A 20453-nucleotide genomic window follows, 5' to 3' on the forward strand; every position below is an offset into this window, starting at 1 on the left:
TGGCGTGGTGTGGTTCCCCCGAACCCCCGGACGGTACGGTGACCAGCGTGTTCCCTACCGTCCGTGAGGTGCTCGCCCTCGACCCGGTGCGACACGGCGGACCCCGGCTGGTGGCCGGGCAGGACGGTCTGGACCGGCTCGTCCGCTGGGTGCACGCCGCCGAGGTGCCGGACATCGCCACCCTGCTCAACGGTGGTGAGTTGGTGCTCACCACCGGGATCGGCCTGCCCGCCGACGACGCCGGCCTGCGCGCGTTCATCGGCGAACTGGCCGACGTCGGGGTCTCCGGGCTGCTGGTGGAGCTGGGCCGGCGGTACCCGAGCAACGTACCCAGGGTCATGATCGCGGCGGCGGAACGGCACGGGTTGCCACTGGTGGAACTACGCAGAGTCACGCCGTTCGTCCGGATCACCGAGGCGGTGCACGCCCTGATCGTGGACGCCCAGCTCACCGAGCTGCGCGCCACCGAGGAGATCCACCAGCGGTTCACCGACCTGTCCGTGGAGGGGGCCGAGCCGGCCGAGGTGGTCCACCAGGCGGCCCGGCTCGCCGGCTGCCCGGTGGTGCTGGAGAACCTGTCCCGGCAGGTGCTGGCCTACGACACGCTGGGGGAGCGGGCCGAGTTGCTGCTCGGGAGCTGGGAGCAGCAGTCGCGGCGGATCCAGCCGGCCGGCCGGACCGCGTACGACCCGGACGCCGGCTGGCTGGTGACCATGGTGGGCGCCCGCGGGCAGGACTGGGGGCGGCTGCTGCTGCGCTGGCCCGGTGCCGAACCGGCTCCGGGCAGCGCGATCCCCGGCACGGCGGCGGTCACCCCGCCGACCCGGTTGACGATCCTGATCGAACGGGCCGCCTCGACGCTGGCGCTGGGCCGGCTGATCCGGCGCGACGCCGAGGGCCTGGAGCGGCAGATCCACCGTAACCTGCTCACCGCCCTGCTCGACCACGGCCGACCGGTGGACGAGGTGGCGCTGCGGGCGCGGGCCCTCGGCGTGATCCTCGACCGCCGACACCTGGTCGGGGTGGTGGTCCGGCACCGGGCCGACGAGGCCGGCACACCGATGGCCCAGGCCCGACTGCGCGACCTGGCCGACGCGGTCGGCCAGGCGCTGCGCGAGGCCGAGCTGACCGGGCTGGCCAGCGCCCTGGACGACCAGGCCGTGGGCGCGCTGCTCGCACTGCGCGACCCGGCGGCCGAGGACCGGTCACTGGCCGCGTTCGCCGCCGCGTTGCACCGGGTACGCCGGGACGCCGCCCCGCCCGGTCCCGGCGGTACCGCCCCGGACGCGGTGATCGTGGCGGCCGGCTCGGGTGTCGACTCGCTCCGGGAGGCGCGCCGGTCGCTGGTCGAGGCCCGCCAGGTCGCCGACGCGGCCCGTCGCGGTCGGCACGACCTGGCCGTGTTCCGGTTGCCGCACGTGGGGCTCGCCGGCCTGTTGCACCTGCTGCGGGACGAGCCCCGGTTGCAGACCTTCGTCGAACGCGAACTCGGCCCGCTGCTGGCCCACGATGCCGAGCACCCGAGGGAACGGCTGCTCGGCACGCTGCGGGCGTACCTGGACCACGGGCGGAACAAGTCGGCGGCGGCGACCGCCGCGCACCTGTCGAGGCCGGCATTCTACGAGCGGCTGGCCCGGATCGCCCGGATTCTCGCCGTCGACCTCGACGCGGTGGACGACTGCCTGTCGCTGCACGTCGCCCTGCTCGCCCTGGACGCGGTCCGCGACACCTGACCGGCACCGGCCCGGCCGGCCCGCCGTCAGTCGTCCAGGGCGGCGCGGGCCTTCGCGTACGCCGGGGGGACGAAGTGCGGACCGCCGGGGGTGAACACGTCCGATGCCGCCGCCGTCGCCCAGGCCGCTGACGGCACCACCGCGACCAGGGCCCGTACGACCTCCGCGTCCCGCCACTGCTCCTGCTCGGCGATCAGCCCGAGCGCGACCACCGACTCCTCGACCTCACCGACACACTCGAACGGCTTGTGCGCGTCGATGCCGAGCAGTTCCAGGTAACCCGGCACCTGCAAACGATCGGCGAGCAGGTCCACCCCGAAGATTCCGACCAGCCGCTCGCGGGACATGTTCGGCGCCAGGGCGAGGAAGACGAACCGGCACTTGGGGCAGTCGCCGCACCAGCGCGCGGTCGGGTCGTGCAGCCGGAACGCCTTGTTGCAGCTGGTCACCACGTGGTCGTACCGGTCGAACTGGGCGAACAGCCGGGCGATGTGCAGTTCCGACAGCGGGCGCAGCAGCGAGAAGTACGGCTCGGTCAGACCGGCGTGACCGGCCAGGGCGGCCCGGAGCAGTCCCTCGGCCTCGACGCCCTTGGACCACTGGTGGTTGATCTCGTGACCGTTCCAGACCAGGTTCGGGTCGGAGGCCGATCGCTCGTTGGACATCACCACCGGCCCGAGCCCGTGCAGGACGGCGGTGGCGACCGCGATCAGCGAGTTGATCGCGGTCACCGGGATGTGCCCGTTGCGGGCCCCGTCCGCGTTGAGTTCGAACAGCACCGGGTCGATCCGGCGGCGGGCGGCGAGCGCGGTGAGCCCGGACGCCCGGTTCACCGAGTCGATCACCGGGTTCGGGTTGACCGAGAACGGAACCGGATCGAAGCCGGCCCGGCGCAGCGCCTCCAGGCTCACGATCGAGTCCTTGCCGCCGCCGACCGCACAGAGCGGGCGACCGGCGGAGTTGTCCAGCGGAACCGGCTGCGGCACCCGCCCGGCCGGCACCTCCGGCACCAGTTCCAGCACGTACGGCAGGTCGTTGCGGTAGGCGTACTCCGCGAGGCCCTGGGTGTAGACGGCGGTGACCAGCGCGACGGCGGCCTCGCCCAGCGGCGCCGGCGCCAGCAGCCGGGGCGGCGCCGCGGCCTTGTAGTAACTCACCCCGGCGACCAGGTGCAGCAGCTCCAGCACCCGGCGGAAGGTGGCCTCGGTGGCGGCCGTCGGCGTGATCGCCGGCAGCGGGAACGTGATCACCTCGGTGAACCGCTGCTCGCCGTCCGGGCCGGACAGGACGTAGTCGAACGATGCGGTACCGGTGGCGAGGTCGACCGAGTACGACGGGAACGAAAAGTCGGTCATCTGCCTGAGTTGTCCGTTGCGCACAGGCCATAGTAGTCCCGCCCGACGGGCCCGCGGATCGTAGCCGGGCGATCCGTCCACCGGCCGGACCGGTCGCTGTTGTCCGCACCTCCTACCCTCGGCCCCGCAGTGACAAACGGCGCTTTTGTACCGGGTGGTGGTTGATGACGGAAAACCGGATACCACGGCGGGCGGGTCGGACCGGGCGGTCGGCCCGGCGACTGAACCGGCTGGTGGCACACACCGACCCGGTCGCCCTCGCCGGCATCGGGCTGTCGGTGGCCCTCTCCGTCGCGCTCGACCTGACCGGCGCGGCCTCCGGCGTCGAGTCGCTGTTCGCCGCCCTGCTCGGCATCACGATCTCGTTGCTGGTCGACTCGATCGCCCGCGCCGAACGCCGGTTCGAACTGCGCGCCCTGACGACCGGGGCGCCCTGGCTGACCGACGCGCTCGCCCCGATCGTGACCGGCACCCGGGAGGCGGTCGACCGCTACCCGGACACCCGGGTCGCCGCCGAGGCCCGCCGGCGGTTCGACCGGTTCCGGGTCGAGACCGAACAGTTGCGCGCCGGCCGGATCGTCCGCCCGGGTACGGACTACCAGGACCTTCTCGGGGCGACCCGGGACTGCACCGGTCAACTCGACGCGATGACCAACGTGGCGCCCTGGGCCGGCGGCGAGCCGGACTGGTGGGGCAGCGACATCGGGCGGTACTACTGGACCCTCAACCTGGAGGCGCTCGCCCGTGGGGTCCGGATCAACCGGATCTTCGGCTACCACCGGCTCACCGACGAACTGCGCGAACTCGTCGACGAACAGCGTCGGGCCGGCGTACGGGTCGGGCTGCTGCCCTGGCGCTCGGTGGACCGCAGCCTGGACCTGAACCTGGCGCTCTGGGACGGCACGCACGCCTGGGAGGGGCGGATGACCCCGCACGGCGAGATCGGCGAGAACATCTTCTCCGTCAACGCCGACGACCTGGACCGGCTGCGCACCGCCTACCAGACCTGTGCGCGGGTCGCCACCTTCACCGACTGACATGCCCCCACCACGGTCGCCGGTGGGCCGGTCATGAGCTGGACCACGGTGCTGCTCGTCGCCGCCGTCGTCTGGCTGGTCAGCCTCATCCCCTCGGTACGCTGGCGCGCGTTCGTCTACAGCCTGCCGCTGCCGATGACGATCGCGCTGGCCGGGGGCGACTTCGCGGTGGACGGCAGCCAACTGCTCGGCGTGGTCGCCCTGAACCTCTTCTTCCTCACCGTCACCGTCTGCCACCACCGGCTCCGGGTGCCGATCCTTCCGGCCGACCTGCTCGGGCTGGCCGTCTACCTCGGGCTGAGCGCCGCACTGCTGCGGGTCGCGCCGCTGCCGTTCGTACCCGTCCTGGCCGGGGTCGTCGGGCTGTGGCTGGTGGTGATGCTGCTGCTGCGCCGCTGGGCCGGGCCGCTGCCACCGGCACCCCGGCGCCACCCGCTGCCGGCACTGCTGCGGCTGCCGGTCATCCTCGCCGGCTCGACCGTGGCCGTACTGCTCGGTGAGCAACTGCGCGCGATGGTGGTCACCTTTCCGTACTCCGGGGTTCTGGTCGCCATCGAGAGCCGGCGTGACCTGGCCGAGTTCAGCCGTCACTTCGTCGGCAACAGCCTCGCCCTGGTCGGGTTCCTGACCGGGTACCACTGGCTGGCGGCGGGCCCGCGGCCGCTGGCGCTGGCCGGGGGCTGGGCCGGCTACGCGCTCACCGCGCTCCTGCTGCGCCTGCCGGGCTGGTGGGCGGCGGCGCGGTCGACCCCGGCGGCGACCCGGCAGGGCTGACGGAGTGCCGGCCGGGCTGACGGAGTGTCAGTGCCGGGCTGACGGAGTGCCGGCCGGGCTGACGGAGTGTCAGTGCCGGGCTGACGGAGCGCCGGCCGGGCTGACGGAGTGTCAGTGCCGGGTCCCGCACCGGCTACAGGGTGGCAGTTGCCGGAGACGGCGGATCGATGAAAGCGTGCAGTCATCCGCGTACCACGGGCGAAGGGTGATGACGATGACCGCCGACGACCTGCTGGCGCGGCACCGAGCCGTGCTGCCGTCCTGGATGCCGCTGTACTACGAGGAGCCGATCGAGTTGGTCTCGGGCTCGGGCCGCCGGGTCACCGACTCGGCCGGACGCAGCTATCTGGACTTCTTCGGCGGCGTACTCACCAACATGATCGGCTACGACGTCGCCGAGGTACGCGACGCGGTCGCCGCCCAGCTCGGCACCGGACTGGTGCACACCTCCACCCTCTACCTGATCCGCCAGCAGGTCGAGTTGGCCGAGAAGATCGCCCGGGTCTCCGGCATCCCGGACGCGCGGGTGTTCTTCACCAACTCCGGTACCGAGGCGAACGAGGCGGCGCTGCTCGTCGCCACCAACTTCCGCCGGTCGCACCAGATCCTCGCCATCCGCAACAGCTACCACGGCCGGTCGTACGCGACGATGGGCATCACCGGTCACCGGAGCTGGTCGGCGAGTTCGCTGAGCCCGTTGCAGGTGAGCTGGCTGCACTCCGGTGACCGGATGCGCGGGCTGCTCGCCCGGCTGGCCCCGGAGGAGCGCCTCGACGCGGCAGTCGACGACCTGCGCGAGGTGCTGGCCACCCAGACCAGCGGGGACGTGGCCTGCCTGATCGCCGAGCCGATCCAGGGTGTCGGCGGGTTCGTCCACCTGCCGGACGGGTTGCTGGGCGCGTACAAGAAGGTGCTCGACGAGTCCGGGATCCTGCTCATCTCCGACGAGGTGCAGACCGGCTGGGGGCGTACCGGGGAACACTTCTGGGGCTACCAGGCGCACGACGTCGTGCCCGACCTGCTCACCTTCGCCAAGGGCATCGGCAACGGTTTCGCCCTGGCCGGGGTGGTCGGGCGGGCGCCGGTGCTGGAGGCGGTCCAGGGGGTCAGCTTCTCCACCTTCGGCGGCAACCCGATCTCCACCGCCGCCGGCAACGCGGTGCTGGACTACCTGCTCGACCACGACCTGCAGGGCAACGCCGAGCGGGTCGGCGCGGTGCTGCGCGAGGGCCTGGTCGAGGCGGCCCGAGGGTACGACATCGTCGGCGAGGTACGCGGCAAGGGGCTGATGCTCGCGGTCGAGTTCGTCCGGCCGGGCAGCCGGGAGCCGGACCCGGCCAACGCCGTACGGGTCTTGGAGGAGTGCCGCCGGGGCGGCCTGCTGGTCGGCAAGGGTGGCCTGTACGGCAACGTGCTGCGGATGGGTCCGCCGTTGACGCTCACCGAGGCCGAGGCCCGGGAGGGCCTGGCGATCCTGCACGCCGCGATCGCGACCGCCGCCTCCCGCTGAGTCCCACCCACCCCCTCCCCTCCCCGCCCCTCGCCCCCGCCCCCGCCCCCCCCGCCCCCCGCCCCCTCCCCGCCCCGCCCGCCCCCTCGCCCCGTCGATCTAGGGCGAATGGTGGTGATCGGAGATCAACAAGCACGTATTTGCCCTAGATCAACGGGGCGAGGGGGGCGAGGGGGGCGAGGGGGGCGGGGGAGGGAGGGAGGAGGGAGGGTCAGGTGGGGGGTGGGGGGTGGGGGTGGGATTTGAGCCAGCGTAGGGCGGCGGACCCGGCCAGGTAACTGACCAGGGCCGCCGTTGGCAGGCCGAGCGGTTCCGGGGAGTCCTTCGCGGTCAGGCTGTTGTCCAGCAGGGCGGCGACGACGGCTGCCAGGCCGGCACCGGTGAGCAGGGACCGGAGCACCGTCCGGCTCAGCGCGGCGTCGACCCGCTGCGACGGCCACCCGGTTCGGGGCGGGGTCGCGGCGGGGCGCCGTCGGAACGGGCCGAGGGGCAGGAACCGGGACCGGCGACCGCCACCGGTCTCGATCGGGCTGAAGAGCGCCACCAGCAGGGCCAGCACCACGGTCAGCGTGACCAGCCAGGGCAGCCGCCACAGCCACCAGGCGCCGCTGCCCACCCGGGGGGTGGGCAGCGCGTCCAGCGCGTCCAGCGCCCCGACCAGCAGCACCGCGGCGGTGATGTGCCAGAGGAAGATCGTCAGCACCACCGCGTTCGCGGCCACCACCACCAGCCACGGCCGGGGCCGGCGCAGCCAGCGTTCCGCCGGGGCACGCAGCAGCAGGATGAGGCCGAGCTGCCAGGTCGCGTTGGCGAGCAGGGCGAGGCTCGGCGGGGACATGTTGTGCAGCCGCTCGCCCGGGATATTGACCATGCTGATCGGGTACGGCCCGGCGAGCGTCAGCGCCAGCAGCGAGGCGAAGCCGCCGACCAGCAGCCCGACGCCGACCCCGGACCCCATCGGCAGGCGGGTGCGGGCCAGAGCGCGCCCACCCCGTCCCGCCCCGGTCCGGGTGTCCCGCCAGGCATAACCGAGCTGGTGTACGGCGAGCCAGCCGAACAGGAAGTTCGCGCTGGCGTACGACTCCGGCCCGGCGAGCCGGGCCAGGTCCCCGCCCAGCACCAGCACCAGCAGCACCAGCGGTACGGCCAACCCGAAGCGTCGGTGCAGCACGTACGTCATCGGGGTCAGGGCCACCACGGCCAGGTACGCGGCCAGGAACCAGAGCGGGATGGTGGCGAACCAGATCACCGGGCGTACCTGATCGGCCTCCGCCCCGACCAGTTGCGCGACCAGTGCCGCGCCGGCCAGTACGACGATCAGTGCCGTGGTCGGCCGCAGCAGCCGGCCGCACCGGTCCAGCAGCCAGTCGACCGCCCGACCGCCCCGTCGCCGGTGGCTGCTCAGCGAGGCGGCGTTGGCGTACCCGCCGACCAGGAAGAAGATCGGCATGACCTGGAACAGCCAGGTGCCCGGCCGGCCGGCGGGGAGGTCGACCAGGGCCGAGCGTCCGGTGAGCCGCCCGGACCGGTCGTAGTAGATCACGATGATCAGCCAATGGCCGATCACCACGGCGGCGATCGCCAGGGCGCGCAGCAGGTCGAGGTAGCGCTCCCGTTCGACGGGGGTGTTCGCGGCGAGTCGATGCAGGCCGCGCCACGCGTGAACCGGGCCCCGCCGCATATGGCCAGGCTAGTACCGTTACGTCAGGTTCACCGGGGCTTGCTGGCGTGAACCGGCGGGCCGGCGACCGCCGCCGGGTCACCGGGAGAGCACGGTCGGTCTCGACGAGGGTCGACAGGGATGCGCGCTCACCGACCACCGGCTCTCGCCGAGGGCCGCCGGACGAGAGGTCGCGACGCACCGGGCGGCCGGGAATGCGACGACAGTTGCTCCGGCCATTCGCGCGCGGCCCGACGCGGTGCGCCGTCCTGCAACTCTTTGATGCCGTCGACCAGGATCAATGCCCGGCCGTCGCGTAGCGGCTCGTGGACCCACGCGTCCGGCATCTCGTCGGCGATGCGCGGGCCGATGGCACGGGGAATTCGGCCGGGGTCGGAAGTGGACGATCGGCGAAGCGGCGCAGCTGGATGAGAAACGGCAGGTGGTCGTTCCACGGGGGCTGTCTTACCGCTGCCCGCGCCTCTCCGTGGTGAGCGTTTCCATCAGGTACGCGCACGATTCACGCAGCACGAGGCGGTAGGGGCCTCGTCCGATGCCGCTCGTGCCAGCACCTGTGCGCTATTCGGGGGCGGTGCCCGTTCCACCAGTCGGGCGTCGAGGTCGTTGGTGACCGCCGTCGCCTCGGAGGTCCGGGCGAGTCGAATGTCCCCCGAATGGCATCGAGGGCGGCAATCACCTCGTGGTCCGGTAACCGTTCGGTCTTCTCGCCGATCAGGGTGACGAGTTTGTCGGCGACCTGTCGACGCAACTATCGAGGACGCGCGTTACTCGTCGCGGTTCTCACCACCGAACCGGCGAGATCGACGGCGGCGGTTGGTGATCCGTGCACGTCGATCAGCGGGCATCCGCGCAACTCGAACGGGTCAGGGTGCGCCGAGAAGCGTAGGGCGGTCCGGCGCGCTCCTGGCCGGCGACGTCGGCCCTCGGGTGCTGTTCGTCGGTGCTGTTCCCGCTGGTCGGCGCCGTCCGGGCGGGTACGGACCGGACCGCCCGTGTCGATCATGGCCGAGGTAACGGTTTGAAAACTTCGCCCACGGTCTTGACATGGAGGGGGTGCTAGTAAGAAATTTTACCACTAACAGTTAACATTCCTTCCGGAAGGCGTTCACATGGTCGATCACGAGGTGGACACCGCCGCGCGTTCCGCGGTGGTCGATGCCGAGGCGTTCGACCGGCGACTTGCCGCCGGACTCTCCCCGAGTGACAGCGTCCTGGTCCGGGTGCGTTCCCGGCTGCCGGAGTTCACCGGTGCCCTGCAACGCGTCGCCGAGCAGGTGCTCGCCGACCCGGAGGCCGCCGCCCGCGCCACCATCGTCGAACTCGCCGAACGCAGCGGCACCTCGCCGGCCACGGTCACCCGGTTCTGCCGGGCGATGGGCTTCGAGGGCTACGCCGACCTGCGGCTGGGCATCGCCGCGGAAACCGGGCGGGCGCGCTCGGCCGGCTGGACGGTCGACATCGGCCGGGAGATCCAGCCGAGCGACCCGCTGGAGCGGGTGCTCGGCCAGATCATGGCCGCCGACACCCAGGCCATGCACGACACCGCGACCCTGCTCGACCTGCGGGAGGTCGAGCGGGCCGCCGACGCGGTCGCCGCCGCGTCGCGGGTGAACATCTTCGGTGCCAGCGGCAGTGCCCTGGTCGGCGCCGAGATGCAGTTCAGCCTGCACCGCATCGGCGTACCCGCCTGGTCCTGGCACGACGTACACGAGGGGTTGGCCAGCGCGGCGCTGCTGCGCGAGGGCGACGTCGCCCTCGGCATCTCGCACACCGGTGAGACCCGGGAGACGATCGAGATGCTGGCCGAGGCGGGCAGCCACGGCGCCACCACCGTCGCGCTGACCAGCTTCCCCCGCTCGCCCCTGGCGGAGCTGGCCGACATCGTGCTGCTCACCGCCAGCCAGGCCACCACCTTCCGGCCGGACGCGCTCTCCGCGCGGCACCCGCAGCTGGTCGTCCTCGACCTGCTCTACATCGCGGTCGCCCAGCGGACCCACGACCGAGCCCACTCGGCGTTCCAGCGGACCGCGCGGGCCGTCGGCGGGCACAAGGCGGCGAAGGAGGTACGGGGATGAGCGGCCACGGCCACCCCCGGCTACGGATCGGGGCGGACACATGATCAGCATGCAGGGGTACGCCGACGCGGTCCGCCCGGTCCTCGACCGGCTGCTGGACACGCAGGTCGATCCGGTGGGCCGGGCGGCCGACCTGATCGCCGACAGCCTGCGCGGCGACGGCGTGCTCCAGGCGTTCGGCGCCGGCCACTCCGAGGCGTTCGCGGCCGAACTGGTCGCCCGCGCCGGTGGGCTGGTCCCGACCAACCAGCTCTCGCTGCGGGACCTGGTGCTCTACGGCGACGCGTCGCCGGACGTACTCGGCGACCCCAAACTCGAACGCGACCCCACCATCGCCCACCAGATCTACGCGCTCGCGGCACCCCAGCCGCGCGACGTGTTCGTGGTGGCGTCCCAGTCCGGCATCAACGGCTCGGTCGTCGAGCTGGCGAGGCTGGTGAAAGAACGCGGTCACGACCTGATCGCGGTCACCTCGGTCGAGCACACGGCACGGGTCGCCCCACGGCACCCATCCGGTCAACGGCTCGCCGACATCGCCGACGTCGTGCTGGACAATGGCGCGCCGTACGGTGACGCACTGCTGCCGCTGGACGGTGGCGGCGCGGTCTGTGCGGTCTCCTCGGTCACCACCGCGCTGCTGGCGCAGCTGTTGACCGCCGAGGTCGTACGACGGTTCCACGTCGTGGGAGAGGTACCCCCAATTTACCGATCCGCGAACGTCCCCGGCGGGGACGAGCACAACACCGCCCTGGAGTCGCGGTATGCCGGACGTATCCGACGTACCGCCTGACCCTGACATTTTGTGGCGACGACGAAACCTAACCGAGGAGACGAAGATGTCTGTAACCCCCGACAGCCCGTCGGATCTCAGCCGCCGCATCGTATTGCAGCGGGCGGCCGCGGCCGGCCTGCTGGCCGTTCCGGCCGTGGGCGTGCTCAGCGCCTGCGCCACCGGCGGTGACGGCGAGACGCAGGAGCAGAGCGAGGGCACCAAGAGCGCCGAGAACCCGTTCGGTGTCAAGGAGGACGCCCAGCTCGAGGTGGTCATCTTCAACGGTGGCTACGGCGACAAGTACGCCACCGACGTGCACGAGCCGCTCTACAAGGCGAAGTTCCCGAAGGCGACCATCAAGCACGAGGCCAGCCAGGCCATCTCCACCGTGCTCCAGCCCCGGTTCGCCGCCGGCAACCCGCCGGAGTTCGTCAACAACTCGGGCGAGAAGTCGCTGGACTTCGGCGCCCTGGTCGCCGACGGTCAGCTGCAGGACCTGACCGAGCTGTGGGACGCCCCGTCGGTGGACGACCCGTCGAAGAAGGTCCGGGACACCGTCGTTCCCGGCACCGTCGACGTCGGTACGTTCAACGGCAAGCCGTACGTGCTCAACTACGTCTCCACCGTGTTCGGCCTCTGGTACTCCGGCAAGCTGTTCAAGGACAACGGTTGGGCTCCCGCCAAGACCTGGGAGGAGTTCACCGCGCTGCTCGACAAGATCAAGGCCAAGGGCATCACCCCGTTCGGCTACGCCGGTGCGAACGCGCCGTACTACGTCTGGAACGTCATCCTCACCCACGCCGCGAAGATCGGTGGACCGGACGTACTGAAGAACATCGACAACCTTGAGGACGGCGCCTGGACCGCCGAGCCGGTCAAGCAGGCCGCGGCCGCCTGGGCCGAGATCGGCGCCAAGTACATGGACAAGAGCTTCGAGGGGCTCAAGCACACCGACGTGCAGCTGTTGCAGAACCAGTACAAGGTCGGCTTCTACCCCAGCGGTGACTGGCTGGAGAACGAGCAGGCCAAGGACACCCCGCCCGGCTTCGAGTACCAGATGATGACGCTGCCGAGCCTGACCGCGTCGGACAAGCTGCCGGCCGGTACGGTCCGCGCCACCGCGGCCGAGGGCTACTTCGTCTCGGCCAAGAGCGCGAACCCGCGCGGCGCGATGGAGTACATGCGTCAGATGCTCTCCACCGCCGGGGCCAAGGGCTTCACCGAGGTGGTCAAGTCCGCTACGGTCGTGACCGCAGGTTCCGCCGGTTACGCGTTCCCGCCCGGTGTGGCCAGCTCGCAGGCCGCGCTCGCCGCCGCCGGCCCGAACGTGGTGAACCTCTTCTTCGACGGTTGGTACAAGGAGCTGGACACCGAGGCCCGGACCGCGACCAACGAGCTGATGTTCGGTCGGATCAAGGCCGACGCGTACGTCGAGCGGATCCAGAAGAAGGCGGACGCGATCAAGAAGGACTCGTCCGTCACCAAGTTCAAGCGCTGATCGGAGCGTAGGGTCATGCGGCACGGCAAGTATCCATTCGTGATCGGCTTCCTGGCCGCTCCGGTGCTGTTGTACTCGGTCTTCGTGATCGCCCCGTACGTGCAGGCGTTCCAGATCTCGATGACCAACTGGAGGGGACTGTCCGCCCCGCAGTGGGTGGGCTTCGACAACTATCGACAGTTGTTCGAGGACACCCGCTTCTGGCAGGCGATCCAGCATCACCTGGTACTACTGCTCGCCCTGCCGCTGATCACCATCGCCATCGCCCTGTTCTTCTCGTTCATGCTCAACGTGGCGGGCAAGAGCAGCGGGGGCAAGCGGACGGGGGTCTGGGGATCGAAGTTCTACCGGGTGGTGTTCTTCTTTCCCCAGGTCCTCGCCGTGGCGATCATCGCGGTGCTGTTCCAGACGGTCTACCGGCCGAACGAGTCCGGTCTGATCAACGGCGTGCTGATGAAGCTCGGCCTGGACCCGGTGCTGTTCCTGGTCAACCCGAACCTCGCGCTCTGGTCGATCCTCGGGGTGCTGGTCTGGCAGGCGGTCGGCTTCTACGTGGTGCTCTTCTCGGCCGGCATCGCGTCGATTCCCGGTGAGATCTACGAGGCCGCCGAGATGGACGGGGCCACGCGGGTCACGCTCTTCTTCCGGGTGACCCTGCCGTTGCTCTGGGACACCCTCCAGGTCGCCTGGGTCTACCTGGGCATCGCCGCGTTCGACGCGTTCGCGGTGGTGGCGGTGCTCTCGGTCGACAACGGCGGTCCGGACGGGGCGACCACCGTCCTGGCGCTGGAGATCTACCGCAACGCCTTCACCTACTCCAAGTACGGGTACGCCTCGGCGATGGGTGTGGCGCTGTTCTTCCTGACCATCACCTTCGCAGTGTTCACACTGCGGGTAACCAAGCGGGAAAGCGTCGAGTACTGATGGGTACACAGCTGACCACGACCAGGATCGACCAGCCGGACGGTCCCGGCTCCCGACCCCTCCCGCCGGTGGAGAAGCCCCGACGCGGCAAGCGTGCCGGCCGGGGTGAGGTGAGTCTGCTCAACGGCATGGGCCACCTCGCGCTGTTCTTCTGGGCAGTGATCGTCGTGGTGCCGATCATCTGGGTCTTCCTCGCCTCGTTCAAGAACACCACCGAGATCTTCAGCAGCCCGTGGACCCTGCCGGCGGAACTGCGCTGGGAGAACTGGGGGCGGGCCTGGACCAAGGCCCGGGTCGGTCGTTACTTCATCAACAGCGTCATCGTGGTCGGTTTCAGTACGTTCCTCACGATGCTGCTTGGTTCGATGGCCGCGTACGTGCTGGCCCGGTACAAGTTCTGGGGCAACCGGTTCATCTACTACCTGTTCGTCTCCGGGTTGGCCTTCCCGGTCTTCCTGGCCCTGGTGCCGCTCTTCTTCGTGGTGCGCAACCTGGGACTGCTGAACACGCACACCGGTCTGGTGCTGGTCTACACCGCGTACTCGCTGCCGTTCACCATCTTCTTCCTGGTCGCCTTCTTCCGAACCCTGCCGAACTCGGTGGCCGAAGCGGCGATGATCGACGGTGCGTCGCACACCAGGCTGTTCTTCCAGGTCATGCTGCCGATGGCGAAACCCGGCATGATCAGCGTGACGATCTTCAACATCATCGGCCAGTGGGCGCAGTACCAGCTACCGCTCGTGCTGCTCTCCAACGCCAAGGACAAATGGGTGCTCACCCAGGGCATCGCCGACATCTCGGTCAACGCCGGGTACGAGGCGGACTGGTCCGGCCTGTTCGCCGCGCTGACCATCGCCATCCTTCCGATGATCATCGTGTACGCGATCTTCCAGCGACAGATCCAGTCCGGCCTGACCGCCGGGGCCGGCAAGTAGTCCGGCGGTCCGACCGCCGCGCCGGTAATCCACGTCGCACTGCCCGGCCCACCCGAGGGAACATGTCGGAGGGGCCGGGCAGAATCGCGTCCGTGCTGGTGGCGGTGATGCCCGACGAGGGCGGCGGGGGCGAGTGGCAGCCCCTGCACCCGGACGGCCGGCCGGCCGGGGCGGCCGAGCAGGTGACCGACCTCGCCGCCGCGATCGCCGACCGGGAGGCCCGCGAGCGGCCCCGCTGGGTCTGGCCGTCCACCGCGTCGAGCTATCCGGCCCTGCGCCGCGCCGGGGTGCGGGTCGACCGCTGCCACGACGTCGAGCTGACCGAGTCGCTGCTGCTCGGTTACGCCGGCCGGTGGGGCGAACCGCGGTCGCTGGCCGCCGCCCGGGCCCGGTTGTCCGGGACGCCGGTGCCGCCGGACCCGGCGCCGCGCGCGGCCACCCCGCCGGGCAACGCACAGGCCGCGCTCTTCGAACCGGTCTCCGAGGCCCCGACGATGGGGCTGGACGCGCTGGTCGCGGTCTACGCCGACCAGCACGCCCGGATCGAGGCGACCGCCGATCCGGGCCGGTTCCGGCTGCTCGTCGCGGCCGAGTCGGCCGGCGCGCTGATCGCGGTCGAGATGGGCGCCGACGGGCTGCCGTGGCGTGCCGACGTCCACGACGAGCTGCTGCTGGAACTGCTCGGTGAACCGTCACCGGTCGGTGGGCCACCGCGTCGGCTGGTCGAGCTCTCCGCCGGGATCGCGGCGGCGTTCGGGGTCCGGCAACTGCACGTCGAGTCGCCGGCCGAGGTGCTGCGCGCCTTCGCCCGCGCCGGGATCGAGCTGCCCAACACCCGGGCCTGGGTGCTGCGCGGGGTGGACCACCCGGCCGTGCCGCTGCTGTTGGAGCACAAGGAGCTGTACCGGATCTGGACCGCGCACGGCTGGGCCTGGCGGGACGCCTGGGTGCACGGCGGGCGGTTCCGTCCGGAGTACGTGCCGGGCGGTGTCGTCTCCGGCCGGTGGGCCACCCGGGGCGGGGGAGCGTTGCAGATCCCCAAGGTGGTCCGGCGGGCGGTGCGGGCCGATCCGGGCTGGCGGTTCGTGGTCGCCGACGCCGGCCAGTTGGAGCCGAGGGTGCTGGCGGCGGTCTCCGGTGACGCCCGGTTGGCCGCCGCCGGTGGCGCCGGCGACCTCTACGCCGCGCTGGCCCAGGACTCGTTCGACGGTGACCGGGCCCGCGCGAAACTGGCCCTGCTCGGCGCCATGTACGGCCAGACCGGCGGGTCGGCGATCCCGGCGCTGGCGGTGCTGCGGCGCAGCTACCCGACCGCCTTCGAGTACGTGGAGAGCGCGGCCCGGACCGGGGAGGCGGGCGGGCTGGTGCGGTCGTGGCTCGGCCGGACCTGCCCACCGTCGTCGATCGGCGTACGGGAGGACGGTGAGGGCGCGGACTTCGAGGTGCGGGCCGAGGTCGACCCGTTCGGGCCCCGGGCCCGTGCCGTCGCCCGCTCCCGGGGGCGGTTCACCCGCAACTTCGTCATCCAGGCGACCGCCGCCGAGTGGGCGCTGACCCTGCTCGCGGTCCTGCGCGGGGCGCTCGCCGGGACCGCCGCCCAGCTGGTCTTCTTCCAACACGACGAGGTGCTGGTGCACTGTCCGCAGGAGCAGGCGGCCGAGGTGGTCGAGCTGGTCCGGGCGGCGTCGGACCGGGCCGGGAGGTTGCTCTTCGGGACCACCCCGGTCCGCTTCCCGGTCGACGTATCGGTGGTTGATTGCTACGCTGACGCGGCGTAGTTCCGAATTTGCCCTTTTGATGCCGATACCTCAGTCTGGCCCGGTCGTTGGGCCCGGTGTGCGTACGACGCCGTCGTATGCCGGCGTGGAAGGTGACGCAGCTGAGTCGGATCGCAGGAATGATCATCGCCGCGGGCGGGGGACGCCGGATCGGCGGCCCGGAGGCGTTGCTGCACCAGGGTGAGCGGCCACTGGTGAATCAGGTGCTCGACAGCGTACGGGACGCCGGGTGCGACCCCGTCGTCGTCGTTCTCGGGGCCGCCGCCGACCAGGTACGCGCAACCGCAGACCTGTCCGACGCGACGGTCGTGGTGAACCGGTCCTGGGGGACCGGGATCGGCTCCTCCATGCGGATGGGCCTGGACGCGCTGACCGACCCGGAGATCGAGGCCGTGGTGGTGGTGCCGGTGGACATGCCCGGTCTGACCAGCGCGGCGATCCGGCGGGTGACCGCGTTGCCGTACCCGGACGTGCTGGTCTGTGCCACCTACGCGGGACTGCGCGGCTACCCGATGCTGTTCGGCCGGCGACACTGGGCCGGGATCGCCACCCTGGCCAACGCCGACGTCGGCGCGCGGCCGTACCTGCTGGCGCACAAGCACCAGATCGTCGACATCGCCTGCGACGCGGTCGCCGACGGGAGCAGGGTGGACTCGCCCGAGTTGATGGCGCACTGGGGGCTGACCGTACCGGTGCCGGCCCAGCGGGTCGCGGTCTGACGGCATCCGGTGTCGAGCGGTCCGCTCAGGACCGCCCGACGTCGTACCCGAACCGCACTCGGGTCAGACCTCGATGTTGAACCGGGCCAGCACCGTCGGCGCCACCAGGCCGGCTGCGGCCAGCAGCGACACCACCGTGAACGCGGTCCGCAGGATCACCGTCTCGACCTTGCCGCCGACCTCCACGGCGATCTTGTTCGGCAGGCCGATCATCCACCACATTCGCCGCTTGATCGGGATCGGCCAGAGGATCGGCACGCCCGCGCTGGTGATGAAGTCACCCATGATGTGTACGAAACAGCCGACGCCGACCGCCAACCCGAGCATCGGATAGCCCCGGTCACCTGGCAGGTGCAGGAAGGTGAAGTACGCCGCCGCCGCCGACACCAGGGTCACGATCACCCAGCCGGCCTTCTTCGCCCACTCGTCGAACAGGCCGCGCAGCGCCAGCCCGATCATGAAGAACAGGATGCCGATCACCGCCCACTTGCCGTACGCGGTGCACAGTGCGGTGGTGCCCCAGCCGACCAGGAAGGTGAACGGCAGCGTGTGGGTCAGCGTCCGGTGCCCGTTCTTGCGATCGGGGTCCTTGCTCAGTTTCGTCGCGTGGTAGACACCGAGGGAGATCTTCTCCATCACCTCGGCGAAGAAGAGCGACACCACACCGAAGGTCCGCGCCACGGTCGCGCCACCCTGGTTGCGGGTGACCTTTCCGGACATGTCGAGGTCGGGGAAGAGCGCCCCGCCGGCACAGACAGCGGTACCGACCGCGATCGCCAGCGGCGACTGCTCGTAGCCGGCGAACTGGTACAACCCCCAGGAACCGGCGAGCCAGACGGCAGCGCCGGACAGTGCATGGGACGGTCCCATCATGATGTGCGTCCTCCCCAGGATCACCCCACGTAGCGCGATCACTTTGCCAAACGCGACGTCCACAGGCAATCACCGGGTCCCTCCAAACCGGAGACGCGTCGGGATGGCGACGCGGACCCGGTCCGGCTTGACCGGCGGGCGCCGGACCGGCTATTCGGCCGGGCGGAAGCTGAGCCGCAGCATCGGCAGGTAGACCCGGTTGACCTGCCAGTCGAACTCGGGCGTCAACCAGGCGATCGTGTACGCGCGGGTCGGCGAGGTGTGGAACAGCATCCGGTTGGTGTGCACCTGCTTGCCGGCCGCGTTGGTCCATCGACACTCCCACTCGGCCCCGCCCCGGTGGAAGTCGAGCGGACCGATGGTGACCAGGAAGTAACCGGGCAGCGCGCCCCGGTCGGTGAGCCGCGCCTCCTCCGCCCGCCAGTACGCCTGCGCGTCGGGCACCGCAGCGGTGGACGGGTCCACACTGAGCACCCGTGAACCGTCCGGCTCCTGGAAACAGACCACCGGACCGTCGGTGAAGACCCGCCAACCGATCGGGGCCGCGATCCGGAACCCGGACGGGTCGACGTACCAGGTCCAGCCCGTGACCAGCGCGTACCGCTCACCAGGCGGCGGCGGCGCCTCGGTGACCAGGGTGGGGGCGTCGGACCGGGCGGCACAGGGAAACGCCGGAGCCGGTGCCGGGGTCGGCGGCGCGACCGTCGGGTCCGGACCCGGTCCGGTGGCGGCGACCCGGCCCGCGTCCTGTCTGACCTGCACGGTCAGCGCGGTGCCGAGGGCGGCGAGCAGGACCAGGCCGACGGTGACGGCACTCGCCGCCCGCCAGCCCGGCCGGCGCCGTACGCCCGCCGGGGTGCTGAAGGCGATGCTGGTGGCGGTCCCGGCCGGGGCGGGTGGGGGCATCGGCGCGACGGGTGCCGGCTCGGGTCGCCGGGGTCGGGCGAGGCTCTGCCGCAGCGCCTTCGGCCGGGCGTCGGTGATGCTCCGGCGCGGCGTCTTCGGTCCGGCGTCGGTGATCCGGCGCAGCATGCGGTCGACCTCGGCGGCGGTGAGCCGCTGCCGGGGGTCGCGGCGGAGCAGGCCGTTGAGCACCGGACGGAGTGGACCGGCCAGCCGCGCCCGGTCCGGTGGTGCCACCGCCAGCGCGGTCAGGGTCGCCATCGCGGTCGACCGGGCATAGGGGGAGCGACCCTCCACGGCGGCGTAGAGGGTGGCACCCAGGGACCAGAGGTCGGCCTCGACACTGGAGGTGCCCTCGGCGGCGCGTTCCGGTGCGACGTACTGGGGGGAGCCGAGCACGATGCCGGCGCGGGTCATCGCACCGTCGCCACCGTCGACCGTGGCCAGTCCGAAGTCGGTGAGCACCACCCGACCCTCGTCGGAGATGAGGACGTTGTGCGGCTTGACGTCGCGGTGCAGCACCCCGGCCTGGTGCGCGGCCCGCAGGGCGGCCAGCACCTCCCGGCCGATCTCGGCGGCGCGCAGCGGCGGGAACGGTCCCTCGGTCTGGAGCACCTCCTGCACCGACCGGGACGGGACGTACTCCATCACGATCCAGGGGGTGTCACCGGTGTGGATGACGTCGTAGACGCGTACGACGTTGGGGTGGTTCAGCCGGGCGGCCGTGCGCGCCTCCCGCAGCGTACGTAGCCGCAGGTCCTCGCGTTCGGACTCGGTCATCCACGCCGGCGGGACGATCTCCTTGACCGCCACGTCCCGGTGCAGCATCTCGTCGCGGGCGAGCCAGACCCGGCCCATCCCGCCCCGGCCGACGGTGTGCAGCAGGCGGTAGCGCCCAGCGACAAGCACCTGCTGCACGACCCGATCCCCCATCCGCCACCCGCCGTAACGATAGCCAGCCGTGGGGTGGTTGGACATCCTCCGGATCAGTGAACCGACCGGCGGTCAGTGGATAGTCGCTGGTGGACGGGGGTGTGACCGGGGTGGGGGGTCAGCAGGCGGCCCCGTTGAGGGCGAGCAGGTTGCCCTCCGGGACCACCATCCGCCGTGGTCCGTCGGTCGCCCCGGCCACGCGCCGGTGGGTGTCGGCGCCGGCCTCGCGTACGGCGGTGGTGTAGGTCGCGGCGGTGCGGGACGCGATCGCCGACCAGCCGTACCGTTCGCTGACCATGGTGCGGGCCCGGCGGGCCACCCGGCGGGCGAAGACCCCGTCGGCGAGCAGGGTGTCGACGGCACCGGCCAGTGCCTCCGGGTCGCTGTGCGGGAAGGTCACTCCGGTGATGCCGGGTTCGACGATCTCGGCGAGTCCACCGGTGGCGGCCACGGCGAGCGGGGCGCCGGCCGCGGCCGCCTCCAGCGCGACCATGCCGAACGGCTCGTAGAGGCTGGGCACCACGGTCGCGTCGGTGGCGCCGAGCACCGCCGGCAGTTGGCTCTCGTTCATGAAGCCGACGAAGTTGACCGTCTGGTCCAGCCGGAGCCGGTCCGCCTCGTGCTGCAACTCGGCGCGGTACGGCCCGTCGCCGGCGATCACCAGGCGCAGTCCGGGGTGCCGCTCGCGCAGCCGGGGTACGGCGTGGACCAGGTGCTGGACGCCCTTCTCGTAGACCAGCCGGCCGGCGAACGCGATCAGCGGTCCGTCCCCGGCGAACTTGGCCCGGGCCGAGGCGACCGCCCTCGGCTTGGCGTGCCAGGCCCGCTCGTCGACCCCGTTGGGTACCACGTCGATTCGGGTGGTGGGGAGGTTGAAGAGGTTGTTGACCTGGTCGCGCATGTAGCCGGAGCAGGTGATGACGCGGCTGGATTCGTGGCTGAGCCACCATTCC

The 20453-nt window shown here is 71.4% G+C and carries 16 protein-coding genes; 11 read left to right on the plus strand and 5 right to left on the minus strand.

Annotated elements, in window-relative coordinates; all coding sequences use genetic code 11:
• The first annotated feature begins 47 nt into the window (after window positions 1–47).
• Window positions 48–1733, plus strand: a complete 1686-nt coding sequence (locus tag ACZ6QQ_RS05100) for a PucR family transcriptional regulator (RefSeq protein ID WP_465874460.1) — start codon at window positions 48–50, stop codon at window positions 1731–1733.
• Between the two features lie 26 nt (window positions 1734–1759).
• On the opposite strand, the gene ACZ6QQ_RS05105 is transcribed toward ACZ6QQ_RS05100, so the two are convergent.
• A complete protein-coding gene (locus ACZ6QQ_RS05105) occupies window positions 1760–3112 on the minus strand; it encodes a MurL-like N-terminal domain-containing (protein ID WP_465874462.1) in 1353 nt (450 codons plus the stop codon).
• Between the two features lie 140 nt (window positions 3113–3252).
• On the opposite strand from ACZ6QQ_RS05105, the gene ACZ6QQ_RS05110 reads away from it, so the two are divergent.
• From ACZ6QQ_RS05110 to ACZ6QQ_RS05120, 3 genes are all read left to right on the plus strand, one after another.
• Window positions 3253–4125 carry a hypothetical protein gene (locus ACZ6QQ_RS05110; protein WP_465874464.1) on the plus strand — a complete coding sequence of 291 codons (873 nt, stop codon included), beginning with the start codon at window positions 3253–3255 and terminating at the stop codon, window positions 4123–4125.
• 33 nt (window positions 4126–4158) lie between these two features.
• Window positions 4159–4899 carry a hypothetical protein gene (locus ACZ6QQ_RS05115; RefSeq protein ID WP_465874465.1) on the plus strand — a complete coding sequence of 247 codons (741 nt, stop codon included), beginning with the start codon at window positions 4159–4161 and terminating at the stop codon, window positions 4897–4899.
• A gap of 214 nt (window positions 4900–5113) precedes the next feature.
• Entirely contained in the window at window positions 5114–6409 is a 1296-nt protein-coding gene (locus ACZ6QQ_RS05120) for an aspartate aminotransferase family protein (protein ID WP_465874467.1), read from the plus strand.
• Window positions 6410–6620: 211 nt separating this feature from the next.
• Here the strand turns inward: ACZ6QQ_RS05120 and ACZ6QQ_RS05125 are convergent, their stop codons facing one another.
• On the minus strand, window positions 6621–8090 hold the full coding sequence (locus ACZ6QQ_RS05125) for an acyltransferase family protein (RefSeq protein WP_465874469.1): 1470 nt from the start codon (window positions 8088–8090) through the stop codon (window positions 6621–6623).
• 1109 nt (window positions 8091–9199) lie between these two features.
• On the opposite strand from ACZ6QQ_RS05125, the gene ACZ6QQ_RS05130 reads away from it, so the two are divergent.
• The 7 genes from ACZ6QQ_RS05130 to ACZ6QQ_RS05160 all read left to right on the plus strand — a co-directional run bounded on the left by ACZ6QQ_RS05130 (window position 9200) and on the right by ACZ6QQ_RS05160 (window position 16791).
• Window positions 9200–10165: a MurR/RpiR family transcriptional regulator gene (locus ACZ6QQ_RS05130; RefSeq protein WP_465874470.1), complete on the plus strand. Its 966-nt coding sequence runs from the start codon at window positions 9200–9202 to the stop codon at window positions 10163–10165.
• A 40-nt stretch (window positions 10166–10205) separates the two neighbouring features.
• Window positions 10206–10955: a sugar isomerase domain-containing protein gene (locus ACZ6QQ_RS05135; protein WP_465874471.1), complete on the plus strand. Its 750-nt coding sequence runs from the start codon at window positions 10206–10208 to the stop codon at window positions 10953–10955.
• Window positions 10956–11001: 46 nt separating this feature from the next.
• On the plus strand, window positions 11002–12435 hold the full coding sequence (ngcE, locus tag ACZ6QQ_RS05140) for an N-acetylglucosamine/diacetylchitobiose ABC transporter substrate-binding protein (protein ID WP_465874472.1): 1434 nt from the start codon (window positions 11002–11004) through the stop codon (window positions 12433–12435).
• 15 nt (window positions 12436–12450) lie between these two features.
• Window positions 12451–13359 carry a carbohydrate ABC transporter permease gene (locus tag ACZ6QQ_RS05145; protein ID WP_465874474.1) on the plus strand — a complete coding sequence of 303 codons (909 nt, stop codon included), beginning with the start codon at window positions 12451–12453 and terminating at the stop codon, window positions 13357–13359.
• Window positions 13359–14294, plus strand: a complete 936-nt coding sequence (locus tag ACZ6QQ_RS05150; protein ID WP_465874475.1) for a carbohydrate ABC transporter permease — start codon at window positions 13359–13361, stop codon at window positions 14292–14294. The genes ACZ6QQ_RS05145 and ACZ6QQ_RS05150 overlap by 1 nt, the downstream gene beginning before the upstream one ends.
• Window positions 14295–14356: 62 nt before the next feature.
• Window positions 14357–16072, plus strand: a complete 1716-nt coding sequence (locus ACZ6QQ_RS05155) for a bifunctional 3'-5' exonuclease/DNA polymerase (RefSeq protein ID WP_465874476.1) — start codon at window positions 14357–14359, stop codon at window positions 16070–16072.
• 119 nt (window positions 16073–16191) lie between these two features.
• On the plus strand, window positions 16192–16791 hold the full coding sequence (locus ACZ6QQ_RS05160) for a nucleotidyltransferase family protein (RefSeq protein WP_465874478.1): 600 nt from the start codon (window positions 16192–16194) through the stop codon (window positions 16789–16791).
• A 63-nt stretch (window positions 16792–16854) separates the two neighbouring features.
• Here ACZ6QQ_RS05160 and ACZ6QQ_RS05165 read toward each other — a convergent pair whose 3' ends face one another.
• From ACZ6QQ_RS05165 to ACZ6QQ_RS05175, 3 genes are all read right to left on the minus strand, one after another.
• A complete protein-coding gene (locus ACZ6QQ_RS05165; protein ID WP_465874480.1) occupies window positions 16855–17664 on the minus strand; it encodes a metal-dependent hydrolase in 810 nt (269 codons plus the stop codon).
• Window positions 17665–17814: 150 nt separating this feature from the next.
• Window positions 17815–19485: a serine/threonine-protein kinase gene (locus ACZ6QQ_RS05170; protein WP_465874481.1), complete on the minus strand. Its 1671-nt coding sequence runs from the start codon at window positions 19483–19485 to the stop codon at window positions 17815–17817.
• 133 nt (window positions 19486–19618) lie between these two features.
• Window positions 19619–20453, minus strand: an 835-nt coding sequence (locus tag ACZ6QQ_RS05175; RefSeq protein ID WP_465874483.1) for a glycosyltransferase family 4 protein, incomplete at its 5' end; no start/stop codon positions are given.

Source organism: Micromonospora sp. NPDC049529, assembly GCF_055586685.1.

Coding starts and splice junctions, on each gene's coding strand:
- ACZ6QQ_RS05150 (WP_465874475.1), top strand. CDS start 13,359: ATGGGTACACAGCTGACCACGACCAGGATCGACCAGCCGGACGGTCCC.
- ACZ6QQ_RS05145 (WP_465874474.1), top strand. CDS start 12,451: ATGCGGCACGGCAAGTATCCATTCGTGATCGGCTTCCTGGCCGCTCCG.
- ACZ6QQ_RS05125 (WP_465874469.1), bottom strand. CDS start 8,090: ATGCGGCGGGGCCCGGTTCACGCGTGGCGCGGCCTGCATCGACTCGCC.
- ngcE (WP_465874472.1), top strand. CDS start 11,002: ATGTCTGTAACCCCCGACAGCCCGTCGGATCTCAGCCGCCGCATCGTA.
- ACZ6QQ_RS05130 (WP_465874470.1), top strand. CDS start 9,200: ATGGTCGATCACGAGGTGGACACCGCCGCGCGTTCCGCGGTGGTCGAT.
- ACZ6QQ_RS05160 (WP_465874478.1), top strand. CDS start 16,192: ATGATCATCGCCGCGGGCGGGGGACGCCGGATCGGCGGCCCGGAGGCG.
- ACZ6QQ_RS05155 (WP_465874476.1), top strand. CDS start 14,357: ATGTCGGAGGGGCCGGGCAGAATCGCGTCCGTGCTGGTGGCGGTGATG.
- ACZ6QQ_RS05165 (WP_465874480.1), bottom strand. CDS start 17,664: ATGATGGGACCGTCCCATGCACTGTCCGGCGCTGCCGTCTGGCTCGCC.
- ACZ6QQ_RS05110 (WP_465874464.1), top strand. CDS start 3,253: ATGACGGAAAACCGGATACCACGGCGGGCGGGTCGGACCGGGCGGTCG.
- ACZ6QQ_RS05115 (WP_465874465.1), top strand. CDS start 4,159: ATGAGCTGGACCACGGTGCTGCTCGTCGCCGCCGTCGTCTGGCTGGTC.
- ACZ6QQ_RS05135 (WP_465874471.1), top strand. CDS start 10,206: ATGATCAGCATGCAGGGGTACGCCGACGCGGTCCGCCCGGTCCTCGAC.
- ACZ6QQ_RS05120 (WP_465874467.1), top strand. CDS start 5,114: ATGACCGCCGACGACCTGCTGGCGCGGCACCGAGCCGTGCTGCCGTCC.